The sequence below is a fragment of the Pseudomonas sp. R84 genome, from assembly GCF_009834515.1.
Classification (GTDB): Bacteria; Pseudomonadota; Gammaproteobacteria; order Pseudomonadales; family Pseudomonadaceae; genus Aquipseudomonas.
The window spans coordinates 245,215-270,682 of sequence record NZ_CP019426.1 but is presented as its reverse complement, the minus strand read 5'-3'; the positions used below and the strand labels follow the sequence as shown (position 1 = coordinate 270,682).

Genomic DNA, 25,468 nt, shown 5'->3' with positions numbered 1-25,468 from the left:
TCCTCCACATGGAGGAAGGACGGTAACGCAATGCATCACGGTTGTAAGTCAGACCGTTCCCAAAGGTGTAACAAGCTCCCTCAGTGGGTCGATGACGAAGCGTCCTTCTTCGGCTCGCGAATCTTGTACCAGGCCACATACAGCGCCGGCAGGAACAACAGCGTCAGCAACGTCGCCACCACGATCCCGCCAATCATCGCGTACGCCATCGGCCCCCAGAACACTTCGCGAGCAATCGGGATCATGCCCATGCTTGCCGCAGCGGCGGTCAGCAGGATCGGCCGACGCCGATGCTCGGTCGCCTCCACCACTGCATCCCACGGCGCATAGCCCTTCTTCTCGAACTCATCGATCTGCGTCACCAGAATCACCGAGTTGCGGATAATGATGCCGATCAGCGCCAGAATCCCCAGGATCGCCACGAAGCCCATCGGCGTACCGGTCGGCACCAACGCCAGTACGACGCCGATCAGTCCCAGCGGCGCGACACTCGCGACGAGGAACATCTTCTGCACGCTGTGCAACTGGATCATCAGGAACGTCGCCATCAAAAACAGCATCAACGGCAAGACCTTGGCAATCGGCCCCTGCGCCTTGCCGCTTTCCTCGACCGTACCGCCGGTGGCGACTTTGTAGCCCACTGGCAGTTTGTCAGCGAAGGCATCAATCGACGGCTTGAGCAGTTTCACCAGATCGGTCGGCTGGATCTCGTCGCGCACCGAAGCCTTGATGGTGATGGTCGGCAAGCGGTCGCGACGCCACACCAGCGGCTGTTCCAGCTCATAGCGCACAGTGGCGAACGCCAGTAACGGAATCGATGTGCCGTTGGGCGTCACAATCTGCAGATTCTGCAGGGTTTCCGGCGTACCACGCTCCGAATTCACCGCCCGGCCGACCACATTGATCAGGTAGATGTCGTCGTTGACCTGGGTCAGAGGCGCGCCGCTGACGATGCTGTTCATCAGGTTCGCCACGTCTTCGGACGACAGCCCGAGTTGGCGTGCCTTGTCCTGGGCGATGTCGATGCGCAGGACTTTGCCCGGCTCGTTCCAGTCGTAAATGATCTCGCCGATGTGCGGGTTCTTGTCCAGTTCGGTGGCCAGATCGATGGCGTGCTTGCGCACTTGATCGATGTCCTTGCCACTGACCCGGTACTGGATCGGCCGCCCCACCGGCGGGCCCATTTCCAGCGCCTGGACGTAACTGCCGATGCCGACGAAGTCCTTGTGCAAGCGCTCGCGCAGACGCTGACTCAATGCCTCACGGGCCTCGAAGTCTTTGCTGACGATCACCAGTTGTGCGTAGTACGGGTTTTGCAATTGCTGGTCGAGCGGCAGGTAGAAACGGATCGCGCCCTGACCGATGTAGGTACTCCAGCGCACGATGTCCGGGTCGCCTTTGAGGGTTTCTTCCAGCTTGTCGACGGCCTTGCGTGTTTCGTCGATGGAGGCGTTTTGTGGCAGGTTGAGATCGACGAGAATTTCCGGGCGGTCCGATGCCGGGAAGAACTGGTTCTGCACAAAGCGCATGCAAAAAATCGACAGGGCAAACAGCAGCACGGTGATACCGATCGCCCACCAGCGATTGCGCATCGCCCACAACAGACCGCCATTGAACGCACGCCCGACGCGGCCCGGCTCGGCCTCATGGGGTTTCACGTTGGCGCTGAGAATGTGCACGCCGATCACCGGAGCGAAGAACACCGCCACCACCCACGAAACCAGCATCGCCACTGCAATCACCGCGAACAGGGTGAAGGTGTACTCACCGGCGGAGCTGGCATTGAGGCCGATGGGCACAAAACCCGCGACGGTCACCAGCGTACCGGTGAGCATCGGGAACGCCGTCGAGGTGTAGGCGAACGTCGCGGCCTGCTCGCGGGTCTCGCCCATTTCCAGGCGCGTGACCATCATCTCCACGGTGATCATCGCGTCGTCCACCAACAGGCCGAGGGCGATGATCAGTGCGCCGAGAGAAATCCGCTGCATGGTGATGCCACTGTATTCCATGAACACAAACACCATCGCCAGCACCAGCGGAATCGAGCACGCCACCACCAGGCCGGCGCGCACGCCGAGGCTGATGAAGCTGACCACCAGCACGATGATCACCGCCTCGAACAGGGCACTGGTAAAGCCACCGACCGCTTCTTCCACCACCACCGCCTGATCGGACACGGTGTGCACACCCACGCCAACCGGCAAGTCTGCGGTCAGTTCATCGATGCGCTGGTGCAACGCCTTGCCGAACGCCTGAACGTTGCCGCCCTTCTGCATGGCAATCGCCAGACCGATGGCCGGCTTGCCATTGAAGCGGAATTCCGGGGTCGCCGGATCGGTGTAACCGCGAGTGATGTCGGCGATGTCAGCCAAACGATAGAAACGGTCGTTGAGCTTGAGATTGACCTCGGCGAGATCTTTTTCCGAGGCGAACTGCCCGGAAGTGCGCACGGAAATCCGCTCAGGGCCGGCCTCGATCACACCGGCCGGGGTCACGGCGTTCTGCGATTGCAGGCTCTGCACAACCTGACGCTGATCGATGCCCAACGCCGCCAGTTTGCGGGTAGAGAAGTTCAGATATATCACTTCGTCCTGCTGGCCGATCATTTCGATCTTGCCCAGCCCCGGCACATTGCGGATCTCGGCCCGCGCCTGTTCTACGTAATCGCGCAACTGGCGCATGGTCAGGCCGTCGGCGGTGAAGGCGTAGACCGAGCCGAACACATCACCGAACTCGTCGTTGAACCCGGGCCCTTGAATACCTTGGGGGAACTGCCCGCGAATGTCGTCGATCTTCTTGCGCACCTGGTACCAGATTTCCGGGATGTCCTTGGCACTGGTGGTGTCGCGCAAGTACACGTACACCGTCGATTCGCCAGGGCGCGTGTAACTTTTCACGTAGTCGAGGGAGTCGAGCTCTTCGAGTTTTTTCTCGATGCGGTCGGTGACCTGCGCGAGGGTTTCTTCCTGGGTCGCGCCCGGCCATTTGGTCTGGATCACCATGGTCTTGATGGTGAACGACGGATCTTCTTCGCGGCCCAGATTGAAGTACGAGAACACGCCCATCAGCAACGCGACGAACATCAGGTACCAGACGAATGACTGATGCTTGAGGGCCCATTCGGAGAGGTTGAAAGAGCCTTTCATTGACTGTCCTCGTCAAGTTTTACCGATTGTCCGGGTTTGAGGCTGTTGACGCCAGCGCTGACCACGCGCTCGCCGTTCTTCACACCGCCCGCGAGCACTACGCTGCTGTCGGTGCGGCTGATCACGCTGACGTCGCGAGGGTTGACGGTTTTGCTCTGAGTGTCGATGACCCAGATCCGTGGTTTGCCGTCGACCTCCTGCAAAGCGGTAGCCGGCAATTCGATGCGCGGTTTGATCGCCGAACTGAGGGTCACGCTGATCGCCGTGCCGAGGCGGAACCCGTCCGGTGTCTCGGCCAGCGTCAGGCGTGCGCGACGAGTACGCGTGGCGCTTTGCGCCTGCGGTTCGATCTCGCGAAGGGTTGCCCTGGTGTTGATGCTCGGATCGAGTTGCCCGGCCACCAGAAACACCACGTCGGAAGGAATCTGATCGACCAGGGTGTCGGGCAGATCGATCACCGCTTCCTTGATGTCCGGTTGCGCCAGAGTCACGACCTGCTGGCCCGCCGTCACCACTTGCCCAGCTTCGGCGTTCCACGCGGTGACCACGGCTTTATGGTCGGAACGCAGTTCGGTATAGCCGAGCTGGTCCTTGCTTTGATTGACCGCCGCCCGTGCCTGGTCCAGCGAGGCCTGGGTGGTTTTCAAGTCTGTGGTGGCGATGTCCAGTTGTGCCTGCGCCCCTACGCCACGATCGAACAGCGCCTGCTGACGGCGGGCATTGGCTTGGGCATTGATCAGTTGCGCCTGAACTCTGGCCAGGTCGCCCTGGGCCGAACGCAATTGGTTCTGCTGATCAGACGGATCGAGGGTGGCGAGCAGCGTGCCCTTTTGCACTTCGGTTCCGACATCGACGTTGCGGCTGGCGATGCGGCCACCGACGCGGAAACCGGTGTTGCTTTCATAACGCGCCTGGATGCTGCCGGCGAAACGCCCCAGGCTTTCCTCGCTCAACGCTTGAACTTTGACCGATAGCACCGGACGTACCGGCTCCGGAGGTGGCTCGCTTTTTGAGCAGGCCGCCAGCAACACACCCACGGACAACAGCCCCAGACGCTTCATGGCTGTGCTCCCGGTTGCAGATCCTTGTAGGTGTTTTCAGCGATTTCGACTTTCATGCCGGGATGCAGCAACTGCCCACCGGCGACAATGACTTTCTCCCCGCCCTTGAGGCCTTCGCTGATGATGACCTTGCCGATCAGGTAGCGGCCGACGGTCACGTTGTGCAACTGCGCTTCACCTTTATCGTCGACCATCCACACCGCCGGATCACTGATGTTTTTCGTCAGCGCCGACCATGGCAATTCGACTGCTGACTTGCCGCTGCCCTTGGCGGTAGCGCTGACCACCGAGCCCAACTGCATCCCTTGGGGCAGGCTGTCGAGGCTGACTTTGACTTGCACCGTGCCGGACTGCGCTGACACCGCCGGGGTGATTTCACGCACCGTGCCGGTGGTTTTGATGGCAGGGTTATCGAGCAGACTGACGACGATCGAGGGATCCGCAGGACGCTCGGCCAGCAGCGATTCGTAGACGTTGAACACCGCGTCACGGTCGCCGTCGCGGGCCAGACTGAAAATCGGCGCGGTGGCCTGCACCACTTGGCCGACTTCGGCCTGACGCTCGGTGATCACGCCCGGGGCATCGGCAATCAGCGCGGTGTAGCTAAGCTGGTCCTTGGCGTTGGCCAATTGCGCCTGCGCCGCGCTCAAGGCGCTTTGGCTGCTGCGCAACGCGGCTTGGGCGGAATCGTACTCGCTCTGGCTGGTGTAGCCCTTGGGCAGGAGTTTTTGCTGGCGCACGAACGCCGCGGCGCTCTGTTTGACCCGCGCTTGTTCGGCGACGACCTGGGCCTGGGCGGAATCGACGTTAGTCTGCAAATCCTTGGGGTCGAGTTTGGCCAGCACCTGTTTGGCCTTAACCCGGTCACCGACATCGACCATGCGCTGAATGATCTTGCCGCCGACGCGGAACGACAGTTCAGTCTGCACGCGCGCCTGCACGTCACCGGTCAATGTCACCGCAGCCGCGTAATCCGTGGGTTTCACTTCCTGTACGAAGACCCTGGGCAGGTATTCCTCAGGAGCTTTTTTCTCGCCGCATGCGGTCAGCAAAGTGAACAGACTCAGCATGACCGCTGTTTTCAAACCGGGACTCGCCATGCAGACTCCTTCCTGTGTACGAACGTGCAAGTGACGATACGACTGTGAGCTTAGAACAGGGTTCAACGTTCGCCCGTTCGTCCCCCATGTTTTCCTGTAGGAGCTGCCGCAGGCTGCGATCTTTTGATCTTTTAAAAACAACATCAAAAGATCGCAGCCTGCGGCAGCTCCTACAATAAGCGTCTCAAGAGAAGGAATTCCATGCTCAACACTCTGGCAGTGGCCAATTACCGTTCGATCAACAAACTGGTGATCCCGCTCGGCCGGCTCAACCTGATCACCGGCCCCAACGGTAGCGGCAAGTCCAACCTCTACCGGGCCTTGCGTCTGCTGGCGGAAACCGCTCAGGGTGGCGTAGTCAATGCGCTGGCCCGTGAGGGTGGGCTGGAGTCGACCTTCTGGGCCGGGCCGGAAACCATCAGCCGGCGCATGCGCAACGGCGAAGTGCCCATTCAGTCGACGGTGCGTCAGGGTGTGAAGCGGCTGCGCCTGGGGTTTGCCGGAGAAGACTTCAGTTATTCGATCAGCCTCGGGCTGCCCGATTCCAACGGGCATTTCATGCTACCCGAACATTCCCGGCCAATTCCCTCGCGCTTCAGCCTCGACCCGCAGATCAAGCGCGAATGCATCTGGGCCGGCGCGCTTTACCGCCCCGCCAGCCTGCTGGTGGATCGTGACGGCCCGATGATCCGCGCACGCGCCGAGCGCAAATGGGATGTGCTGGCACAACACACGCCGAACTTTGACAGCCTGTTCGATCAGGTTGGCAGCCTGCGCAGCTCGCCGGAAGTGTTTCAGATGCGCGAGTTCATTCGTCGCTGGCGCTTTTATGATCACTTTCGCAGCGATGCCGATGCGCCGGTGCGCCAACCGCAACTGGGTACGCGCACGCCAGTGCTGCATCACGATGGGCGGGATCTGGCGGCGGCGTTGCAGACCATCATCGAGATTGGTGATGGCGACGCGATGCGGGCGGCGATTATCGATGCATTTCCTGGCGCGCGGGTGCATATCGAAGCGCAGGCCGGTGGACGTTTTGCCATCGAGTTTTATCAGGAAGGTTTGCTGCGGCCATTGTCGGCGGCGGAGCTGTCGGACGGGACGTTGCGCTATCTATTGTTGGTCGCGGCGCTGCTGACGCCGAGGCCGCCGTCGCTGATGGTGCTGAACGAACCGGAAACCAGCCTGCACCCGGATCTGCTGCCGGCGTTGGCGCGGTTGATCATTCGTGCGTCGGAGCAGTGTCAGGTGTGGGTGGTGTCCCATGCACGGCGGTTGATTTCGGCGTTGCAGGAAGATCCCGAGTGCAATTGCATTGTGCTGGAGAAAACCCTGGGGCAGACCGGGATTGTCGGCCAGCGGGTGCTGGATGAGCCGGCGTGGAACTGGCCGGATTGAGTGATTCAGGCAAAAGCCCCTCACCCTAACCCTCTCCCAGAGGGAGAGGGGACTGATTGGGGGATGCTCAAGAGTGACGCCGACGTGAAAATGCATCTGTGAATCCAAAGTCGAAGTGACGCCGACGCGAAATGCATCTGTGAATCCATAATCGACTCGGTTCCGCAGGTCGATGTCTGATGCAAGACACCTCGGTCGGCTCCCTCTCCTTCGGGAGAGGGCTGGGGTGAGGGGCAGGCCTCACCACCGACCTGACAGACAATCACCCCTGCCACTTGCCGCCTTCAACAATCACACTCTCAGGCTTGGTGTCATCACTCAGCTCTTTACGCACATATTGGTCATACAGCTTGAGCAGATACTTCTCCTCACCCAGCTTGGCCAGCTCAGTATTCACCCAGTCACGCAACTCGATATTGCCCTTCTTCACCGCCGGCGCAATCGGCGCTTCAGCACCGAGCTTTTCATCGAGCACGCGATAGCCCGGGTTCTGCTTGGCCCAGCTGAACAGCACCAGGTTGTCCTGTGCATAAGCATCACCACGACCGTTGGCCAAAGCTTGCAGCGATTCGGAGTTTTTCTCGAACTTCAGCAGTTTCCAGTCCGGATGATTCTTGGTCAGCCAGATATCAGCAGTCGTGCCGGTAGTAACGATGGTGGTGCGGGTCGCCAGGTCATCAAGGTTTTTCACCGAGCTGCTTTGCGGCACCAACGCCTGCACCGCAACCTTGAGGTTCGGGTTGGTGAATTCCACCGCTTCCTTGCGCTCCGGCGTCACAGTCATGTTGGCGAGGATCAGGTCGACCTTGTCGCTTTGCAGGAACGGAATACGGCTCGCCGGCTCAACGGCAACGAACTCGACCTTGTTTTCATCACCGAGCAGATCCTTGGCGAAACGCCGGCCGATATCAGTATCAAAGCCGACGTAGCGCCCAGCTTCATCGACAAAACCGAATGGTGGCTTGTCGGTGAACACGCCGACAATCAACTTGTCGCGGGCCTTGATCTTGTCCAGATAACCGGCCGGCGCGGTGCTTTCGCTGGCGACTTTCGGCTTCGGCGGTTCTTCGGTCTTGCTGCAACCGGCAAGCAAGGCGAGGCTGAGCAGGGGCAGTAAAAAAGCGGCAGTTTTCATAACAGTTCCAGTTCCTTTGTCGGATTCGTTTTCGGCAGTGTTGCCACGAAGGAGAACTTCTCCAGAAACTGCTGCGCGCGTGCGGTTTGCGGGTTCGTAAAGAAAATCTCGGGCGGGTTCTGTTCAAGGATGCGCCCGGCATCCATGAACACGATGCGGTCGGCCACCGCGCGGGCGAAGGCCATTTCATGCGTGACGATCAACAGGGTCATGCCTTCGCGAGCGAGGCCCTGAATGACCTGCAAAACTTCTTTGACCATCTCCGGGTCGAGGGCGGCGGTGACCTCGTCGAAGAGCATCACGCGCGGGTTCATGCACAACGAGCGGACGATGGCGATGCGTTGCTGCTGGCCGCCGGAGAGCTGACGCGGGAAAGCATCGCGCTTGTCCAAAAGTCCCACGCGCTCAAGCAGCGCTTCGGCTTGTTGCTGGGCTTCACGGCGCTGGCGCTTCTGCACCTTGAGCGGGCCGAGCAGCAGGTTGTCGAGCACACTCATGTGCGGGAACAGGTGATAACTCTGGAACACCATACCGATCTGCTGACGGATCTCGCGCCAGTCGGTGGCCTTGTCCAGCAGCTCACGGCCGAGAAACTTCAGGCTGCCGCTGTGGGCCTCTTCCAGGCCATTGAGGCAACGCAACAAGGTGCTTTTGCCGCAACCGCTGGGGCCGAGGATGACGATCACTTCGCCGCTCTGCACCTGCAGGTCGATGCCGTTGAGCACCTGCTGCTCGCCGTAGAATTTGTTGAAACCGTGAAACTCGATCAATGCGCTCATGCTTGCGTCCAGCGCCGCTCCAGCACGCGCGAGGCGGCCGACAGCGGGTAGCAGATCAAAAAGAAAAACAGAAACAGTGCGCCGTAGATCAGCACCGATTCGTAAGTGCGCTCGATGATCTGTTGGCCGACCTTGATCACATCGACCACACCGATGAGCACCGCCAGCGAGCTGGTCTTGATGATCCGCGTGTAGACGTTGATGGTCGGCGGCGTCATGCGTTTCAGCGCTTGTGGCAGCAACACGTAACCGTAGAGTTGCGCGGCGTTCAAACCAATCGACAGCCCCGCTTCACGCTGGCCGCGTGGTAAAGAATGCAGGGCTCCGCGCGCCACTTCGCCGACCTCGCTGGCGCCCCACAGCGATAGCACCAGCACCGCGCACCAGAAGCTGGGAATGCTCAGGCCGAAGAAAATCGGCAAACCGAAGAACAATAGATACAACCAGACCAGCACCGGGATCGCCCGGAACAGCTCCAGATACACCCTCAGAATCGCGTTCAGCCACGTGATGTTGAGCGTGCGCAATACGCCGTAGAGCACGCCGCCGACAGTGCTGATGGCAATGCCCAGAAAAGAGATCGACAAGGTTTGTCCGGCGCCTTTGGCCAGTTGTGGCAACGACACCCAGAGCAATTCAAGACCCGAACTGGCCATGCTGGAGCCTCCTTTCCAAACGGCTGAGCAATAGCGACAGCGGCAAGAACAGCAGCACGCAGATCAGCGTCAGCACGGCGAGCATTTCGTAGGTTTTGTAATAGAGCGCGATGTAGCTCTTGGTCGTGTAGAGAATTTCCGGCACCGCCACCGCCGAGACCACAGTGGTTTCCTTGAGCAGGAAAATGAAATTGGCGAACAGCGACGGCAGGCTGAGGATCCCCGCTTGCGGCAGGATCACATAGCGCAGCAATTGGCCGTGGGACAGGCCGATAGAGCGCCCTGATTCCAGTTGCGCCAGCGGCACCGCATCGACGCCGGCACGCAGCACTTCGGTGAGGTAGGCGCCGCCGAGGAAGGTCATGGTGATGATCGCGGCGGTGAAACCGGACACCTGGATCCCCACGGCCGGCAAGGCGAAGTAGACGAAAAACAGCTGGATCAGCAGCGGCGTGTTGCGCGCCAGTTCCACATACAGGCCCACCAGTTTTTGCAGGTACGGCGTGCGGAACACCAGAATGGTCGCGTTAAGCAGCGCCACCAGCAACGAAGTACCGATAGCGATAAATCCGACCTGCAGCGTCACGCCCACGGCTTTGAGAAACGCCGGCAGGGTGCTGAGGATAAATGCGTAATCGAAGGTCATGAAACGTCCTGGACGCCGCTCGGTAAGCGACGGTGGCGCAGTCCAAGGACAGCAGATGGCTGTCCGGCAAGCACCGACTTTATAGGTATAAAAACAAGAATTTAAATACCGTTAAAGCATATTGATATCACCCAAAAAACTATCTTGTGGGTTTGCCGGGAAGGAATAAGAAGGCTATTTTCCTTTGCGCTGTAGGACGGATCTTTTTTTCACGAAAGCCCTCCAAGGACGAACAGCTTTTGGCCAGACTCCCCCGGCCAAACTCATAACAAGGAAGAGAACATGGACGTAAAAGTGCCGCAGCGACTGGATCCGCAAGAGATTGTGAAATTGTTGGTGGCGTTGAGGCGGGCGTTGAAGGCTGCAGCGTAAGTCAAAAACCCCTCACCCCAGCCCTCTCCCGGAGGGAGAGGGAGCTAACCGAGGTGTCTTGCGTCATACATCGACCTGAAAGACCGAGTCGATTATGGATTCGGCAGAGATCTTTCACGTCGGCGTACTTCTACAGCATCCCCCGATCAGTCCCCTCACCCCAGCCCTCTCCCGGAGGGCGAGGGGGCCGACCGCGGTATCTGGCGTTTTACATCGACCTGAAAAATCGAGTCGATTAAGGATTCGGCAGAGATCTTTCACATCGGCGTACCTCTACAGCATCCCCCAATCAGTCCCCTCACCCCAGCCCTCTCCCGGAGGGAGAGGGAGCCGACCGTGGTGTCTGGCGTTTTACATCGACCTGAAAGATCGAGTCGATTATGGATTCGGCAGAGATCTTTCACGTCGGCGTACTTCTACAGCATCCCCCAATCAGTCCCCTCTCCCTCTGGGAGAGGGCTAGGGTGAGGGGCTTTTCAACGCACACACAAAAACGCCGATGCCCATCACTGGCCATCGGCGTTTTCACACCTTGAAGGGGTTCACTCAAGCGTCAGATCAGAACGCCGGCAGTACCGCGCCGTTGTACTTCTTCTCGATGAACGCTTTGACTTCCGGGCTGGTCAGGGCTTTGGCCAGTTTCTGGATCGCGTCGCTGTTCTTGTTGTCCTCACGGGCCACCAGGAAGTTCACGTACGGCGAGTCAGCGCCTTCAATCACCAGCGCATCTTTCTGCGGATTCAGTTTGGCTTCCAGCGCGTAGTTGGTGTTGATCATGTCCAGATCAACTTCTTTCAGAACGCGTGGTAGCAGGGCCGATTCCAGTTCCTTGAACTTGAAGTTGTGCGGGTTCTTGGCGATGTCTTTTGGCGTTGCCAGAGCGTTTTTCGGGTCTTTCAGTTCGATCAGGCCAGCCTTCTGCAGCAGGATCAGGGCGCGGCCGCTGTTGCTGCCTTCGTTCGGGATGGCGATGGTGGCGCCGTCCGGCAGTTCAGCCAGGGTCTTGTACTTGCTCGAGTAACCACCGAACGGTTCAACGTGTACGCCCTGCACAGTCACCAGGTACTTGGACTTGTCGTCCTTGTATTTGCCCAGGTTGAAGCTGTTCAGGTACGGCAGGGTCTGGAAGTAGTTGGCGTCCAGACGCTTCTCACCGACCTGTACGTTCGGCTGAACGTAGTCGGTAAACACTTTGATTTCCAGATCCACGCCTTCTTTGGCCAGGGTCGGTTTGATCAGCTCAAGGATTTCAGCGTGCGGCACCGGGGTCGCAGCAACCACCAGTTTCTCGCCGGCATTGGCCAGGGAAGCAGTCAGAGCAGCCGCCAATGCGGTAAACAACAGAACCTTTTTCATGCAGTGTCCTTATCGAAAATCACGGTCGTCATCGACGACGGCATTAATACGTGTGCCAGTGAAGTGATATCGCTGGCGTGGGTCGGACAATACCGGGATTTTTTATTCCCGGACAATAACGTTTATTCAGCTTCATATTCCATTTTGTTCATGTTGAACGAAACGGTTACAACGCCTCACCCAAACGAATCAGCAAATCTTTCAATGCCTTACGCTCATCGACGCTGCCGCCGATGTTGATTTGCGCAACCAGCCGTTCGATCTGAAGCTGCGGGCCAGACGCCTCGGGCAGGTTCAGGTGCTCCGGCAGAATCTCGTCACCGGTACTCACCAGCAAGGCAAAGTGAATGACGTTTTCCAGCTCGCGGGTGTTGCCCGGCCAACTGTGTTGTTCGAGCACGTGCTGCGCGGCTTCGCTGATCAGCGGCACGGGCAGGTCGAGGCGTTGGCTATAGATGCCGAGGAAGTATTCGGCGAGCGAAAGAATGTCGCCGATGCGTGCGCGCAAGGCGGGCAGTTCCAGTTGCCCTTCGCTGAGGTAGTGATAAAGCCGCTCGTGGAATTTCCCGGCGTCCACTGCTTGCGCCAGATCGATACTGGTGGCCGCGACCAGACGCACATCCACCGGACTCGGCTGATGCGCACCGACACGGGTGACTTCGTGGTTCTCCAGGGCGGCAAGCAATTTGATCTGGATTGGCAGCGGCAAGTCGCCGATTTCATCCAGATACAAGGTGCCGCCATTGGCTGAACCGAACCAGCCTGCACGGCTGCTGGCCGAGCCGCTGTAACTGCCGGCGGCGTAGCCGAACAGTTCGGCATCGGCGTAGGTCGGGCTGATCGCACCGCAATTGACCGAAACGAACAGACCGGCGCGGTCACTGGCGCGATGGATGTGCCGAGCGAGCAATTCTTTACCCGTACCGGTCTCGCCACGGATCAATACCGAGGTCGAGCGCGGCGCCAATTGCTCCAGCTCTTCACGTAACTGACGTGAGCGTGGGTCGACAAACACCAATGCCTTGGCGCGAATGCTCAGGGGGCTTTTTTCAGCGTCAGGAAAGGTCAGCAATGGCTGACCGAAGGTTTCGAAACTCATGGCAGACTCCCGCCCAAAACCGCCGGGAGACGGGGGCGTTGAAAGAAATAAAAATCAGGCGCGGCGACGAGCGTGGTGTTCCATGCGGTTTTGCAGGCGATAGAGATAAGCAAAACCCTGCTCCCAACGCTGATGCCCGGATTTGACGTTGATGTGTCCGGCACCGGCGAGAATCCCCGCCTCGGCGCCCCAGTTGCGCGCCAGCTCCAGCGCTCGCGGTGCACTGACGGCAGCATCGTTATCGGAGCTGACCACCTGGCTTGGAAATGGCAGCAGATCGGTCGGAATCGGTGCGAAATTGCGCAGCGCCGGCGCGCACGCCGGGCGCTCGACATCGGCCGGCGCAACCAGCAATGCGCCGCGTACCTGACGCAGGTATTGCAACGGCGCCGTGGCCGCCCAGTGGGCAACCGTGACGCAGCCAAGGCTGTGGGCGATAAGGATCACCGGCGTACTGTCGGCAGCAATCGCCTCGGCCAGTGCCGCGACCCAATCTTCACGACGCGGCGTCAGCCAATCGGCCTGTTCGACTCGCGCGCTGTTCGGCAGGCTGTTCTGCCAGTGGCTTTGCCAATGATCTTCTGGCGATCCTTGCCAGCCCGGCACAATCAGGTAGCGGATTGATTCGTTGCGCATGGGGAGCTCTCCTGCGTCGTGTCTGTTCCTGAACGAGTATAGGGAGGGGATTTATATTCGTTAAGGAATAAGAAGCTATTTATTAAGATCTGAATTGAATATGAGTATTGTGTATGACTTTAGATCCTTTCCCCCTCACCCCAGCCCTCTCCCCCAAGGGGGCGAGGGGGAAAGGGAGCCGATCTATGCGGTTTTCAGATTTGGAGTTCGACTGGATATTTCAGATCGGCGTATAGCGGCCAAACAACGCGGTCAGTCCCCTCTCCCTCTGGGCGGTCCGACGTTTCGGGAGGGCTAGGGTGAGGGCTTTGCTTCTAATGCCAGAAATAAAAAAAGGGCCGCACCCTGCCAAGGAGACGGCCCCGGAAAAACGTTGAATCTGTCACCGCGCAGTAATCACCGACAACTTGGTAATCCCCGCCCGTTCAATCGAAGCCATCGCCCGCGCCACTTCGCCGTAGTTCACCCCGTCATCGGCCTGCAATTGCACGCGCACTTCCGGGTCCTTGGCCTTGGCTGACTTGAGGTTGAATTCCAGCAAGTCCGGCTGAATCTCGTCCTTGTTGATAAACAGCTTGCCGGCGCCATCGATGCTCACCACCAGCGGATCCTTCTGCTCGACCGGCGCCACCGCTTCGGTCTTCGGCAGGTTGATCGGGATCGCATTGGTCAGCAGCGGCGCGGTGACGATAAACACCACCAGCAGCACCAGCATCACGTCCACCAGCGGCGTTACGTTGATCTCGCTGAGCACCTCATCACTGTCTTGCGTGGAGAAGGCCATATCAGGACGCCTCCTTCACTTTTGCTGCGTTGCCCGGCGCGGCGATCTTGTGCGCGGTCGGATGGATCAACACGCGGAACGCACTCTTCTGCGCCAGGCTGTAGAAGTCGTGGGCGAAGTCATCCAGATCCGCCGCCGTCAGTTTCAACCGACGCAAAAAGTAGTTGTAAACCAGCACCGCCGGCACCGCGACGGCGATCCCCACACCCGTGGCGACCAGTGCTGCACCGATCGGGCCGGCCACCGTTTCCAGGCTCGCCGAGCCAGCCGCGCTGATGCCTTTCAACGCTTCCATGATTCCCCACACCGTGCCGAACAAACCAATGAACGGCGACGTACTGCCAATACTCGCGACCACCGCCAGGCCCGTTTCCAGCGAACGGCGTTCGTGGACAATTTGCTGACGCAGTGCGCGCTCCAGTCGATCCTGATGGTTGATCGCCTGGCTCAAATCATTCGCCTGTGGCGCCTCGCCCACCTGAATCGCCGCGTAACCGGCCTGTGCTACTCGCGCGGCTGCGCCGGGTTGGGTCTCGCTCAATTCAGCGGCTGAATCGAGACTCGACGCCGCCCAGAAACGTTTATGAAAACGCCGATCCTGCGCCTTCAGACGCCCGAACTGCCAAGCCTTGAGCAATGCCAGACCCCAGGTGGCGACGGAAAAAACCACCAGCAGCCAGATCACCGCGCTTTCGATGGATTCCAGTGGAGATGCCAGTAACGTCATGATGTATTCCCTCGTGTAAACGTTTCGCGCGAATTTGGTTTCGGTTTAATGAATCTTGAAATCGATGGGCACGCTGACCCAGCCGTCCTGGGCCACATCACCTTGCTTGGCCGGGACGAAACTCCAACGTTTCACGGCGTTCAGCGCCGCGTCGTCGAGCTGTTGCCGGCCACTGCTTTTGGCTATCTGGATCTCGCCCGGTTTACCGCTGGCAAGCACATGTACGCGCAGCAACACCGTGCCTTCCCAACCGCGACGCTGGGCCAGCGACGGGTATTCCGGTGCCGGGTTTTTCAGGTATGCAGCATTCGCTGAGGCCGGGGTTACCGGTGCCGGCGCGGGTGGAGCAGGTGGCGCAGGGGCTGCAACCGGGGCTGCCGGTTGTGGCGGCGTCGGTGGTTGCTCGACCGCTTTCGGTGCTGGTTTGGGTGCCTGTTTAACCACCGGTTTGGGTTTCGGAACGGGTTTTGGCGGCGGCGGTTTTACCGCCAGTTCGTCCTCCACCGGCGGCGGTGGCTCAACCACAGGCGCAGGTGGCGGCGGCTCGACAACCGGTGGCGCTGGCGGTGCCGGGCGCGAGAACTCGATGGTCATCGGCGGAATTTCCGGCGGCACGATTGGCAGCACTGGCGTCGGTTTCTGGCTGATCCAGTAGATCACCGCGCCATGCACCACCAGCGCGAGCACGCCAAGCAGAATTGTTTCGCGCCGACTCAGAATGCCTTTGGGCGCACGCTGCAAACGCAACTGCCCCAACGGCACACGATGCGGCCGGCCGAGATCGACCAATTCGCCACCCGGCGTCTGACGCCACAGCAATTCCTCTGCGCTGGCGGCGGTCTGGACATTGCCCATTGATTCACTCCCTGCGGTCTTTTTGCGTTCTCTACAAAAACTGCCGATCAACCGTTTTGTTGAATCCCCCACGGCGAATCGATGGGTGAATCATTGGGCTTGACGCTTATCTCCGAAAGTAATCTTTAACGTTATGCATAGGTCATTATGGAATATACAAATTGATCAATTCTGCCAACGCCACGCGCCACGCGGGCTGCAGCGATGCGTGAAAAAGCGCATGCTTTTCAGGCATTGAAAGTATTCATGCAACGCATCAAATTCGCCTGACCCGGTTTTGCAGGACGACTAATACGAAGTAGATAGTTGATTATTATTTTCCAGAAACAGCAAAAAGGCCGGGCACTTTCGCGCACCGGCCTTTTTGTTTAATCAACTGTTATTGCTTGAGGAACTCCCCTGCCAGGCCAACAACATCACCGTCAAAGTTGGTGCGCGAACCAACCGCACGAACTTTCGAGTAATTGTGATCCGGCGAGAACAGTGTCCAGGACTGATAGCCTGTGCCTTCATTCAACGCCGCGAACGTGATGATCGTAGGCTGCCCGGTGCTGTTTTGAAAATGGTAGTGACCGTAAGCGATGTCGTAATTCACGCCATTCTGGCTGAATTTTCCGCTGAAGGTGCCGTTGGAATCGTTGCCATCGGTAATCGTCAGTTTGGCGCCAGCGTTATCGTTTACATAATTGCCATTAATGCTCGACATAACGAGATTTCCTTTATCGTTGGATAAGTGTCTTCCGATGAGAGCAAGTTTCCTCCTGGAAACTCACGACAGTCAGGATGGTTGGACATTCAATTATTGTCCACGCGAGCTACTAACTAAATTGCAATATGCACTGTTCAACCCGGTCATAACTTATCGCCGTTCGTTCGAGCACTAATTCCATTTCAACTAACGACTGGCATTGGTTTGCTCCACGCCGATAACGGGTGCAATAACCGCCGTCTCGGAGCGTGGCGTCCCCGTTGGCACCCAGTCATAACTCACAGGCAGTGCCCGATACACCCAGTTGCTGATCGCGTCGCTGCCCGGTGCCTTGCCGAGATACGGACTGACGTATTCCCAGACGTTTTCGCCGCTGGCCGTCACCTGGAAAAACCGTCCGTTCATGCCCTCGTCGATCAACGTGTTGCCATTGGGCAAGCGCCGCGCACTGCTGATAAACGAGCTGTAGAACGCCCACCCTGGTTGCTTCGAATTTGCCGCGCTGTACTGCCAAACGATCTCGTTTTTCTGCGGATCGATTTCCAACACGCGCGAGCCGGAAATCAAGCCGAGGGTGACGTTTGGATAACCCGCCGAACCCTGGTTGTCGAACACAAGCAGATTGCCAGCACCGGGCAATCCGGCCGGAATGATGTGCGCATCATGCTGACCGACAAACTGATCCACCGGGCGCGGCAGTTTCTGCGCGGTTTTCGGGTTGATCAGCGGCAAATTCGGGCCAAGACGCCAAACCACTTTGCCGCTGTTCTTGTCGATGATCGCGATGAAGTTGGCGTTGCGTGAATCGATCAGCAGGTTGTCCGGATTGAAGCGTTTGTCACCGGCATCAAACCACTTGTTCGGCCCGACCAGGCTGAGGTTGTTGATGTGCAGGTAGTCCGGATTTTCACTGGCGCGCACCAGCTTCAACTGTTCGGCCGTGAAGCCGAATTCATTGAGATGCTCCGAGGCCAGCCACTGCCATTTCACCGCGCCTTCGGGACTGACTTCATAGATCGCATCGTCGATCACCTCGGGCACTTTGAAGCCTTTGACCTTGTGCACCTTGTTCGCCAGCACCACGGTGTTGCCATTGCTCAAACGGCGCTGATCATGGTGCTGTTGCGCCGCGCCACCGGGGGCCTTGTCACCCCACTGCCAGACGACTTTGCCGTGCCAATCCAGCTCACCGACGCTCTGATTGCCCAGACCATTGCCGGCCGAACCGAGCTTGCCGGGATCCTTGTCACTCAGTTGCAGCAACACATGCCCACGCTCTCCGCCGACCAGTTTCGGGTCGATGATCGCTGACGGGAAACCTGCCTGTGGCCAGGTTTTCACCTCGTTGCCGTTCATGTCGATCAGGTGCGTCTGCTTGTCGGCGCCGCTGAAAATCACGTACTGGTTGAACGCCTTGTTCGGGTCGTAACGAGTGACGCCCGTCGGGTAAACACTCGGTGCGGCGAAGGCACCGGCGCTGAGCACTGCGCCGGACAGCAACACCGGCAAAGCCGTTTTGATACGCAACATGATGCAGCTCCTTGAGTGACGAATCAGAAGTCGTAGCGACCGGTGACGCCCAGCGTGCGCGGTGTACCGAGCAGGCCTTCATAGCCGCCGTTGCCGCCCGTCCACAGGGTCGTGTAGTAGGTTTTGTCGAAAGCGTTTTTCAGCCACAGCGACACGTCCCACTGGCCCTGATTGAAGTCACCGCGCAGGCCGGTGGAGAAGTTGACCACGGCGTAACTCGGGATCTGGCCGTAGTCGGAATCCTCGACCGTACCGACGGCTTTGGAGCGGAACGCATAGCTGGCGGTGACGTAAGGTTCGAAGCCGTTATCCAGATTCCATTTGTATTCGCCGTTGGCGTTGCCGATCCATTTCGAGGCGCCGACCACTTGATGGCCGCTAAGGTCGCAAGACGCTGGAGCGCCCGGCGCCTGGCTGACTTCCGGCGGGCACGGGGCATCTTTGTACGAGAGATAGCTGACGTCGTTGTAGGAGCCGTTGATGTTCAGGGTCAGACCGCGCAACGGGATCACCGTACTTTCGAACTCGACGCCGCGCGAACGCACGGAACCGGCGTTGGTCAGGTACTGCACGCGATTTTCCGCGTCGTAGGCGTTGGTCTGGTAAGCGTTGACCTGGGTCCAGAACACGTTGGCATTGAGTTGCAGACGGTGATCCCACAGCGTGCTCTTAAAGCCGAGTTCGGCGTTGTTCGCGCGTTCGGTGCCGATCAGTAGCGAATCGGCGCCGGCCACCGGCGCAGAACCGACGGCGAGGTTAACCCCGCCGGATTTCTCGCCGTGGGACAACGTGGCGTAGCCCAGAACATCATCGGTGATGCGATAGCTGAGATTGAGCAGCCCGGAGGGACTGGAGCTGTACTGATTCAAGTCGCCGGAATCGTAAGCGCCGGTACGACCACGCCGTGCGGTGGCCGCCGCGCCTGTTACAGCAGCGCCACCAATCGGCGCATCCCTCGTGACCCAAGCGGATTTTTCTTCATAAGTGCCACGCACCCCGGCGGTGAAATCCAGTCGCTCGCTGAGGTGCCAGGTGCCTTGGGCGAACAGCGCAAAGCTGTCGGTCTTGATATGGCCGTTACCAACACTGGTGACGTTGGCCAGCGCACCGCGCGCGGTGCCGTTCCAGATATCGGCTTGTGGGCCGTAATAAGCGAAGGATTTATTGTCCAGATCCGAACCGAAGTAGTAGGCGCCGACCACGTAATCGAAGAACTCACCCTTGGGCGAGGCCAGGCGAAATTCCTGCGAATACTGTTTGTCTTCCACCGACACCCCGGCGTTGTAACTCGCCGGCACGTTGAGGCCGTCGTCGTTGCGCGGGGTGAAATTCCAGAAGCGATAGGAACTGATCGAGGTCAGCGTGAAATCGCTCGGCAGCGTCCAGTTGGCCTCCACCGAGGTGCCGCCCTGATGCACGGTGACATGTTGGTCGTTGTCCAGATTGACCTTGCGGTGCGAACCGTTAACCAGGGTTGCGCCGGCCGCGTTGGCGCGCGATTGGTACAGGTTGACGCCGTTGATGGTCGGCCCAGTGTTGTACAGCACGCGGGTGCCGGCGCTGGAGTCCTCTTCGTTGTAGTCGCCGATCCAGCGCAGGTTGAAATCTTCGTTGGGCTTGAACAGCAGTTGCGCGCGGAAGCCCTCGCGCGAGCCGCCGTTGAGATCATGGCCGTCGTATTCGTTTTTGATGTCACCGTCGCTGCGAGTGCGGTACGCCGAAAATCGTCCGGCCAGTTGATCGTTGAGCGGGCCGGAAATAGTGCCCTTGGTCTGGAAATAACCGTCCTCGCCGACCGAAGTTTCGATGCTGCGCTCAGGGGTGAACGTCGGAGCACGGGTACTGATGTTGATCACCCCGGCGGTGGTGTTTTTGCCGAACAGCGTGCCCTGCGGCCCACGCAAGACTTCGAGCTGTTCGATGTCCATCAAATCAAACACCGCCATCCCCGGACGACCCAGGTAGACGTTGTCGATGTACAGACCAACGCTGCCTTCAAGACCATCGCTCGCAGGGTTGTTGCCAAGGCCGCGGATCGACACGCTGGACTGGCGTGCGTGCATGTAGGCGACGTTGACGCTGGGCACCAATTGCTGCAAATCCTGAATCCGGTAGACCCGCTGCGTCTCCAGATTCTGCCCGCTGACCACACTCATTGGCGTCGGGACGTCCTGCGAACTTTCCTCGCGGCGGCGGGTGGTGACGGTCACGGTTTCGAGTTGCGAACTGTTGGCGGCAGGCTTGCCGGCCGGCACTGGTGCCGGGGTTTCAGAATCGGCGGCGTAACCGTGAGTCCAGCTCGCGCTCCCTGCCAGCAACAGGGCCAGAGGCAGGCGTTTGAGCCGTCGTGGCGTTAAGGGTGACGCAAGGTTCAACGGACTCATGGCGCGGCTCCTGGTCAAAAAACACACAGACATCTTCAGCGCTGCATATTCTTTTAAGTTATTTATTTATGTATTTACAGATATTTACTGCATAAGAGATTGCCTTTATAAGGAGTCGACCTAATGCATATCCAATGCATTTCCCGGATATTTTTTATGTGAAAAATGCATATCGACTTGCGCCAACTTCGTCACTTCATCGCCCTGGCTGAACAACGCAGCTTCGTCGCCGGCGCGCAGGCGGTGAACCTGTCGCAGTCGGCGTTCAGCCGCAGCATTCAGGCGCTGGAACACAGCGTTGGCTGTCAGTTGGTTGATCGCGGACGCAAGGAATTACCGCCGACCAAACAGGGCCAGGTCCTGCTCGAACATGCGCGGCGACTGGTCAGTGGCGCGCAGCAAATGGCCAACGAGATCAGCCAGTTCAACGGGCTGGAGGCGGGGGAATTGCGCTTCGGTTGTGGGCCAGCGCCGGCAGCGGGTTTGATTCCTCGGGCGATTGGCAGCTTCATCGGGCGCTATCCGAAAGCGCGGGTGCAGTTTCAGGTCGATGACTGGCAGAGCCTGAGCAAGCGACTGATGAGCGAGGAATTCGAATTCTTTGTCGCCGATACACGCTACTTCGAGGCGGATCCGGATTATCTGACGCACCGGTTGCGGCCGCGTAAATGGCATTTCTGTTGCCGCGCAGGGCATCCGCTGGCGGCTTTCGATAAGGTCAGCGCAGAGCAATTGATGAGCTATCCGCTGGCGGTGAGTATTCGGCCGCCAAACTTGCGCAAGGTCATCGTTGACCTTAGTGGGCGGCCGGATTTCACCCCGAATGTCGAATGTGAAAACAGCTCGAGTCTGCTCAGTGTGGTGCTGCGCTCGGATGCGATCGGGATTGTCGGTGCGTATTCCGATGCGCTGCACCAGGCCAAGGGTGAATTGGTGTGTTTGCGGATTGAAGGGTTGGCCGATGATCTTGAGGAGCTGTATACGCGTTATGGGATTGTCAGCCGGGCGGGGTATCGGTTATCGCCGTTGGCCGAGGCGATGATTGAGCAGATCAAGGCGATTGATGCGGTGGATGAGGAAGTCTGTTCGCTGGACGGACTCGCTGTCTGATCTACCGTTATCGCGAGCAGGCACCGATGCACTGCCTGCATAAAACCCATTCCCCAAATGCACTTGCCGAACACCCTCACGCCTAGCGAAATACCTCGCCTGTCCCATTGACCGGTGAACCCCATGCCCACCCCGCCAAACCCCGTGCGCAACGTGCTGTACATCATGTGCGATCAACTGCGCCGCGATTACCTGTCCTGCTACGGCCACCCGCACCTGCACACACCCAACATCGATCGACTCGCTGCGGCCGGTGTGCGTTTCAGACGCGCCTACACCCAAGGCACGATCTGCGGGCCGTCGCGGATGTCGGCCTACACCGGACGCTATGTCAGCAGCCATCAAGTGGCGTGGAACGCCGTGCCGTTGCCGCTGGAAGAACTGACTATCGGCGACTACCTGCGCCCCCACGGCATCCGTACCGCCTTGGTCGGCAAGACCCACGCGACGGCGAATATCGATGCCTTGCAACGCCTGGCGATCAATCCCGATAGCGAACAAGCCGAAATCCTCAACGAAGTCGGCTTTGAACCCTACATGCGCCACGACGGCATCTATCCCGACGATCCGCTGTTCGACGACAAGCGCGAATCCGCACCCTATAACCATTACCTGCGTGAACACGGCTTCGACGGCAAAAACCCCTGGCACGACTGGGCCAACGCCGCCGAAGGCGAGAACGGTGAAATCCTCAGCGGCTGGCAAATGCGTCATGCGAATTTGCCAGCACGAATTCCCGAGCAACACTCAGAGACTGTCTACACTACAAATCGAGCCATCGACTTCATCACCGAGCAAGGCGAGAAATCGTGGTGTTTACACCTTTCCTATATCAAACCGCACTGGCCCTACATCGTACCAGCGCCGTACCACGCCTTGTACAGTACGAAATCGATTCTCGAAGCGGTCCGCGCGACGCCCTCCGAAGCCAGCAAACACCCCGTATACACTGCCTTTCGCCAGCATGAGGAAAGCCTCAACTTCTCCCGCGATTCAGTACGACTGACTGTAATCCCTACGTACATGGGTCTGATCAAGCAGGTGGATGATCAACTCGGACGGCTGTTCGATTTTTTACAGAGCAACGGTCGCTGGGATGACACATTGATCGTGTTCACCAGCGATCACGGCGACTTTCTGGGCGATCACTGGCTCGGTGAGAAGGAGTTTTTGCTGGAGCAGGCGGTGGGGGTGCCGTTGATCGTGCGCGATCCTCGGGCGGCGGCGGATGTCACGCGCGGAACGGTGGATGATCGACTGGCGGAAACCATCGACGCGCTACCGACGTTTCTTCAAGCGCTGGGATTGCCGGGGGCAGAGCATCGGCTTGAAGGGCATTCGTTGATCCCGCTACTGCACGGTGAAAACCCGGACTGGCGCCGCTATGCGATCAGTGAATACGACTACGCCTTCCAGGCGCCGGCGCGGGAGCGTTTGGGCCAGCCGATTGATCGTTGCCGCATGACCATGGTGCGCAGCGAGCGCTGGAAATACCTAGCGTACGACGGCTTTCGACCGCAGTTGTTTGATCTGCTCAATGATCCGCAGGAGTTGCGCGACCTGGGGGATGACCCGGCGTATGCGGCGGTGCGCGAGGAGCATGCGGGGTATTTGTTTGAGTGGGTGCGGGGGTTGAAGCGGCGCACGACCATCAGTCATCAGGAGATAGATTTGCGCGGGCAGCGGTTTCGTTATGGTGAGCCGGAAGCCGAGAAGGTTGTTCAGATTGGGGTTTGGTAGCTTTAAGAGCCCCTCACCCTAACCCTCTCCCAGAGGGAGAGGGGACTGAATGGGGGATATTTCAGAGGTACACCAACCTGATCGTGCTTCACCGAATCCATAATCGATAAAGATCTTTCAGGCCTATGCATAACGGGAGACAACTCGGTCGGCTCCCTCTCCCTCTGGGAGAGGGCTGGGGTGAGGGGATGTTGATCTTCAGTCACGACCTTTGATGGTCTGACTACGCTGCCCATTCGCGCCCACCGGCACTTCCCCCTTGAGCGTCACCCGACGCACCACCCGATCCTGAGTTCCGTAATCATCAATCGCATAGTGCTGCGTCGAGCGGTTATCCCAGATCGCCACATCACCGGCCTGCCAGCGCCAGCGCACGGTGTTTTCCTGACGAATCACATGGCTCTGCAACAGCCCGAACAAATGCGCCGAATCCGCCTGCGAATAACCCTTGATGCGTTTGACGAAATGCCCCAGCAGCAAGCTCTTCTCGCCGCTGATGGGGTGTACGCGCACCACCGGGTGCTCGGTCTCGTAAACGGTGGAGGTGAAGACCTTGCGATAGCGCTCCAGCTTCTCCGCGGAGACGTCCGGCTTGGCGCTGGCATAGTCGTATTCGTTGCTGTGCACGGCGACCAGTTTATCGGCCAGCTCACGCAGCTCGGTCGGCAAGCCGTTGTACGCGGTGGCGGTGTTGGCCCACAGGGTATCGCCACCGAATGCCGGAGCTACCACCGAACGCAGGATCGACGCTTTCGGGTAGGCGTCAACGAAGGTCACGTCGGTGTGCCAGGAGTTGGCGCGCTGGCCTTCAGCGCCGTCCAGTTCGAGCAGATAACGCGTGCCTTCACGCGACGGCACGGTCGGGTGAGCGACAGGCTCGCCGAGCAAATGAGCAAAGGCTTCCTGACGCTGATCGTCGAGCTGAGTCTGCTCACGGAAGAATACGACTTTGTACTGAACCAGTGCCTGTTGAATCGCTTCAATCGTGGCGGTGTCCAGCTCACCGGACAAATGCACACCACGAATCTCGGCGCCAATACGACCGGCCACCGGATGAATTTCCAGCGCGTGGACAGCGGGTTTTACGGCGAGTGCGGCATTGCTCATGGGTAGACCCTCATCAACTGCTTACGGTTGGCGGCAGCGAAACAACGCTCTATCTATATTCCATTTACATCTAATAGATATTCACATGCTTCGTTGACGGAATAAGAGCTTGCATTTAAAACCTCTAGCAACCCTCGTCGCAAATGCCTTCGAGCTATTTTTAGGATGCCGGAAAAGCATATGGATCTTCGCCAGTTGCGTTACTTCATCGCCCTCAACGAACACCGCAGTTTTGTCCGTGCGGCGGACGCGATGGGCATCACCCAACCGGCATTCAGCCGCAGCATTCAGGGGCTGGAGCAGGAGTTCGGCTGCGTGCTGGTGGATCGCGGCAACAAGGATTTGCGCCCCACGCCTGAGGGCCAGGTGGTGCTGCAACACGCCCTGAGCCTGGTGCAAGGCGCCGCGCTGCTCAGCGCCGAAGTGACGCAGATGACCAAGCTCGATGCCGGCGAAGTGCACTTCGGTTGCGGCCCGGCGCCGGCGGTGAAACTGGTCCCGGACGCGGTGGCGCAATTCATCAATGCGCACCCGAAAGTGCGCACCTGTTTTCAGGTGGATAACTGGGAAAAGCTCAGCCGCGCGCTGAGCCGTGAAGAGATCGAATTCTTCATCGCCGACATCCGTCATTTCGAGTCCGATCCGAACTTCCAGACCCAGGCACTGACACCCAAACGCGGGGTGTTTTTCTGCCGGCCGGGGCATCCGTTGCTGGCCAAGGAAAGCCTGTCGACCAACGACATGTTCGACTACCCGTTGGCGACCACGCTGATCCCGCCGGGCATTCGCAAATTGTTGGCGAACCTCAGCGGCCGCATCGATTTTTCCCCGACCATCGAGACCGAGCACTTTCCGGCGCTGGTGAAAGTGGTGCTGCAATCGAATGCGATTGGCGTGGGCACGGAAGAAGCGTTTGTCGAGGACATTGCCAAGGGGTCGCTGGTGTTGCTGCACTGGCGCAATCTGCCGCAGAACCTGGAGAGCATGAATGCGCGTTGCGGGATTGTCAGTCGCACTGGGTTTCGTTTGTCGCCGGCGGCGCGGGCGATGATTGAGACGTTGGTGGCGGTGGATCGGCAGGAGATCAGCGTCGCCGTTTAGGACGCTATCGCGAGCAGGCTCACTCCTACAGGGGAAC

21 protein-coding genes are annotated in these 25,468 nt (G+C 59.0%); 4 read left to right on the top strand and 17 right to left on the bottom strand.

All coding sequences use genetic code 11. The annotated features are described in order from the left end of the window. Nucleotides 1–80: 80 nt before the first annotated feature. From PspR84_RS01175 to PspR84_RS01165, 3 genes are read right to left on the bottom strand one after another with little or no spacing between them, the layout of a single operon-like run. The gene (locus PspR84_RS01175; protein ID WP_160054718.1) at nt 81–3,146 is read right to left on the bottom strand and encodes an efflux RND transporter permease subunit; all 3,066 of its coding nucleotides are present in this window, start codon (nt 3,144–3,146) and stop codon (nt 81–83) included. Then, the gene (locus PspR84_RS01170) at nt 3,143–4,207 is read right to left on the bottom strand and encodes an efflux RND transporter periplasmic adaptor subunit (RefSeq protein ID WP_160054716.1); all 1,065 of its coding nucleotides are present in this window, start codon (nt 4,205–4,207) and stop codon (nt 3,143–3,145) included. Before PspR84_RS01170 ends, PspR84_RS01175 begins: the two co-directional genes overlap by 4 nt. Next, entirely contained in the window at nt 4,204–5,307 is a 1,104-nt protein-coding gene (locus PspR84_RS01165) for an efflux RND transporter periplasmic adaptor subunit (RefSeq protein WP_160054714.1), read from the bottom strand. The genes PspR84_RS01170 and PspR84_RS01165 overlap by 4 nt, the downstream gene beginning before the upstream one ends. Nucleotides 5,308–5,508: 201 nt before the next feature. On the opposite strand from PspR84_RS01165, the gene PspR84_RS01160 reads away from it, so the two are divergent. After that, nucleotides 5,509–6,705, top strand: coding sequence for an AAA family ATPase (locus PspR84_RS01160; protein WP_160054712.1), 1,197 nt, complete (start codon nt 5,509–5,511; stop codon nt 6,703–6,705). 262 nt (nt 6,706–6,967) lie between these two features. Here the strand turns inward: PspR84_RS01160 and PspR84_RS01155 are convergent, their stop codons facing one another. From PspR84_RS01155 to PspR84_RS01095, 13 genes are all read right to left on the bottom strand, one after another. Then, nucleotides 6,968–7,840 (bottom strand): transporter substrate-binding domain-containing protein, encoded by an 873-nt coding sequence (locus PspR84_RS01155; protein WP_095122253.1) that lies wholly within the window; start codon nt 7,838–7,840, stop codon nt 6,968–6,970. Next, nucleotides 7,837–8,619, bottom strand: a complete 783-nt coding sequence (locus PspR84_RS01150) for an amino acid ABC transporter ATP-binding protein (RefSeq protein WP_077570160.1) — start codon at nt 8,617–8,619, stop codon at nt 7,837–7,839. The genes PspR84_RS01155 and PspR84_RS01150 overlap by 4 nt, the downstream gene beginning before the upstream one ends. After that, the gene (locus PspR84_RS01145) at nt 8,616–9,275 is read right to left on the bottom strand and encodes an amino acid ABC transporter permease (protein WP_160054710.1); all 660 of its coding nucleotides are present in this window, start codon (nt 9,273–9,275) and stop codon (nt 8,616–8,618) included. Before PspR84_RS01145 ends, PspR84_RS01150 begins: the two co-directional genes overlap by 4 nt. Next, a complete protein-coding gene (locus PspR84_RS01140) occupies nt 9,256–9,921 on the bottom strand; it encodes an amino acid ABC transporter permease (protein WP_122597731.1) in 666 nt (221 codons plus the stop codon). The genes PspR84_RS01145 and PspR84_RS01140 overlap by 20 nt, the downstream gene beginning before the upstream one ends. 930 nt (nt 9,922–10,851) lie before the next feature. Next, nucleotides 10,852–11,649 carry a MetQ/NlpA family ABC transporter substrate-binding protein gene (locus PspR84_RS01135; protein ID WP_160054708.1) on the bottom strand — a complete coding sequence of 266 codons (798 nt, stop codon included), beginning with the start codon at nt 11,647–11,649 and terminating at the stop codon, nt 10,852–10,854. 166 nt (nt 11,650–11,815) lie between these two features. Continuing rightward, entirely contained in the window at nt 11,816–12,748 is a 933-nt protein-coding gene (locus PspR84_RS01130) for a sigma 54-interacting transcriptional regulator (protein ID WP_160054706.1), read from the bottom strand. 54 nt (nt 12,749–12,802) lie between these two features. Next, complete coding sequence (locus PspR84_RS01125) at nt 12,803–13,384, bottom strand: alpha/beta hydrolase (protein WP_077570156.1); 582 nt, start codon at nt 13,382–13,384, stop codon at nt 12,803–12,805. A gap of 382 nt (nt 13,385–13,766) precedes the next feature. Next, nucleotides 13,767–14,168, bottom strand: a complete 402-nt coding sequence (locus PspR84_RS01120; protein ID WP_003220570.1) for a biopolymer transporter ExbD — start codon at nt 14,166–14,168, stop codon at nt 13,767–13,769. A 1-nt stretch (nt 14,169) separates the two neighbouring features. Then, on the bottom strand, nt 14,170–14,895 hold the full coding sequence (locus PspR84_RS01115) for a MotA/TolQ/ExbB proton channel family protein (RefSeq protein ID WP_160054704.1): 726 nt from the start codon (nt 14,893–14,895) through the stop codon (nt 14,170–14,172). Between the two features lie 45 nt (nt 14,896–14,940). Beyond that, the gene (locus PspR84_RS01110; RefSeq protein ID WP_160054702.1) at nt 14,941–15,750 is read right to left on the bottom strand and encodes an energy transducer TonB; all 810 of its coding nucleotides are present in this window, start codon (nt 15,748–15,750) and stop codon (nt 14,941–14,943) included. Nucleotides 15,751–16,129: 379 nt separating this feature from the next. Further along, the gene (locus tag PspR84_RS01105) at nt 16,130–16,456 is read right to left on the bottom strand and encodes a hypothetical protein (protein WP_160054700.1); all 327 of its coding nucleotides are present in this window, start codon (nt 16,454–16,456) and stop codon (nt 16,130–16,132) included. Between the two features lie 189 nt (nt 16,457–16,645). After that, nucleotides 16,646–17,989, bottom strand: coding sequence for an aryl-sulfate sulfotransferase (locus tag PspR84_RS01100; protein WP_160054698.1), 1,344 nt, complete (start codon nt 17,987–17,989; stop codon nt 16,646–16,648). A 23-nt stretch (nt 17,990–18,012) separates the two neighbouring features. Further along, nucleotides 18,013–20,373: a TonB-dependent receptor gene (locus PspR84_RS01095; RefSeq protein WP_160054696.1), complete on the bottom strand. Its 2,361-nt coding sequence runs from the start codon at nt 20,371–20,373 to the stop codon at nt 18,013–18,015. Between the two features lie 165 nt (nt 20,374–20,538). Here PspR84_RS01095 and PspR84_RS01090 point away from each other — a divergent pair, with 165 nt between their 5' ends. Together PspR84_RS01090 and PspR84_RS01085 are read left to right on the top strand one after the other, a co-directional pair. Then, entirely contained in the window at nt 20,539–21,483 is a 945-nt protein-coding gene (locus PspR84_RS01090) for a LysR family transcriptional regulator (protein WP_160054694.1), read from the top strand. Nucleotides 21,484–21,606: 123 nt separating this feature from the next. Next, nucleotides 21,607–23,223, top strand: a complete 1,617-nt coding sequence (locus PspR84_RS01085) for an alkaline phosphatase family protein (RefSeq protein WP_160054692.1) — start codon at nt 21,607–21,609, stop codon at nt 23,221–23,223. A 198-nt stretch (nt 23,224–23,421) separates the two neighbouring features. Here the strand turns inward: PspR84_RS01085 and PspR84_RS01080 are convergent, their stop codons facing one another. Beyond that, on the bottom strand, nt 23,422–24,330 hold the full coding sequence (locus PspR84_RS01080; RefSeq protein WP_095122264.1) for a TauD/TfdA family dioxygenase: 909 nt from the start codon (nt 24,328–24,330) through the stop codon (nt 23,422–23,424). A 180-nt stretch (nt 24,331–24,510) separates the two neighbouring features. Here PspR84_RS01080 and PspR84_RS01075 point away from each other — a divergent pair, with 180 nt between their 5' ends. Then, nucleotides 24,511–25,431, top strand: a complete 921-nt coding sequence (locus PspR84_RS01075) for a LysR family transcriptional regulator (protein ID WP_093440454.1) — start codon at nt 24,511–24,513, stop codon at nt 25,429–25,431. Nucleotides 25,432–25,468: the final 37 nt, after the last annotated feature.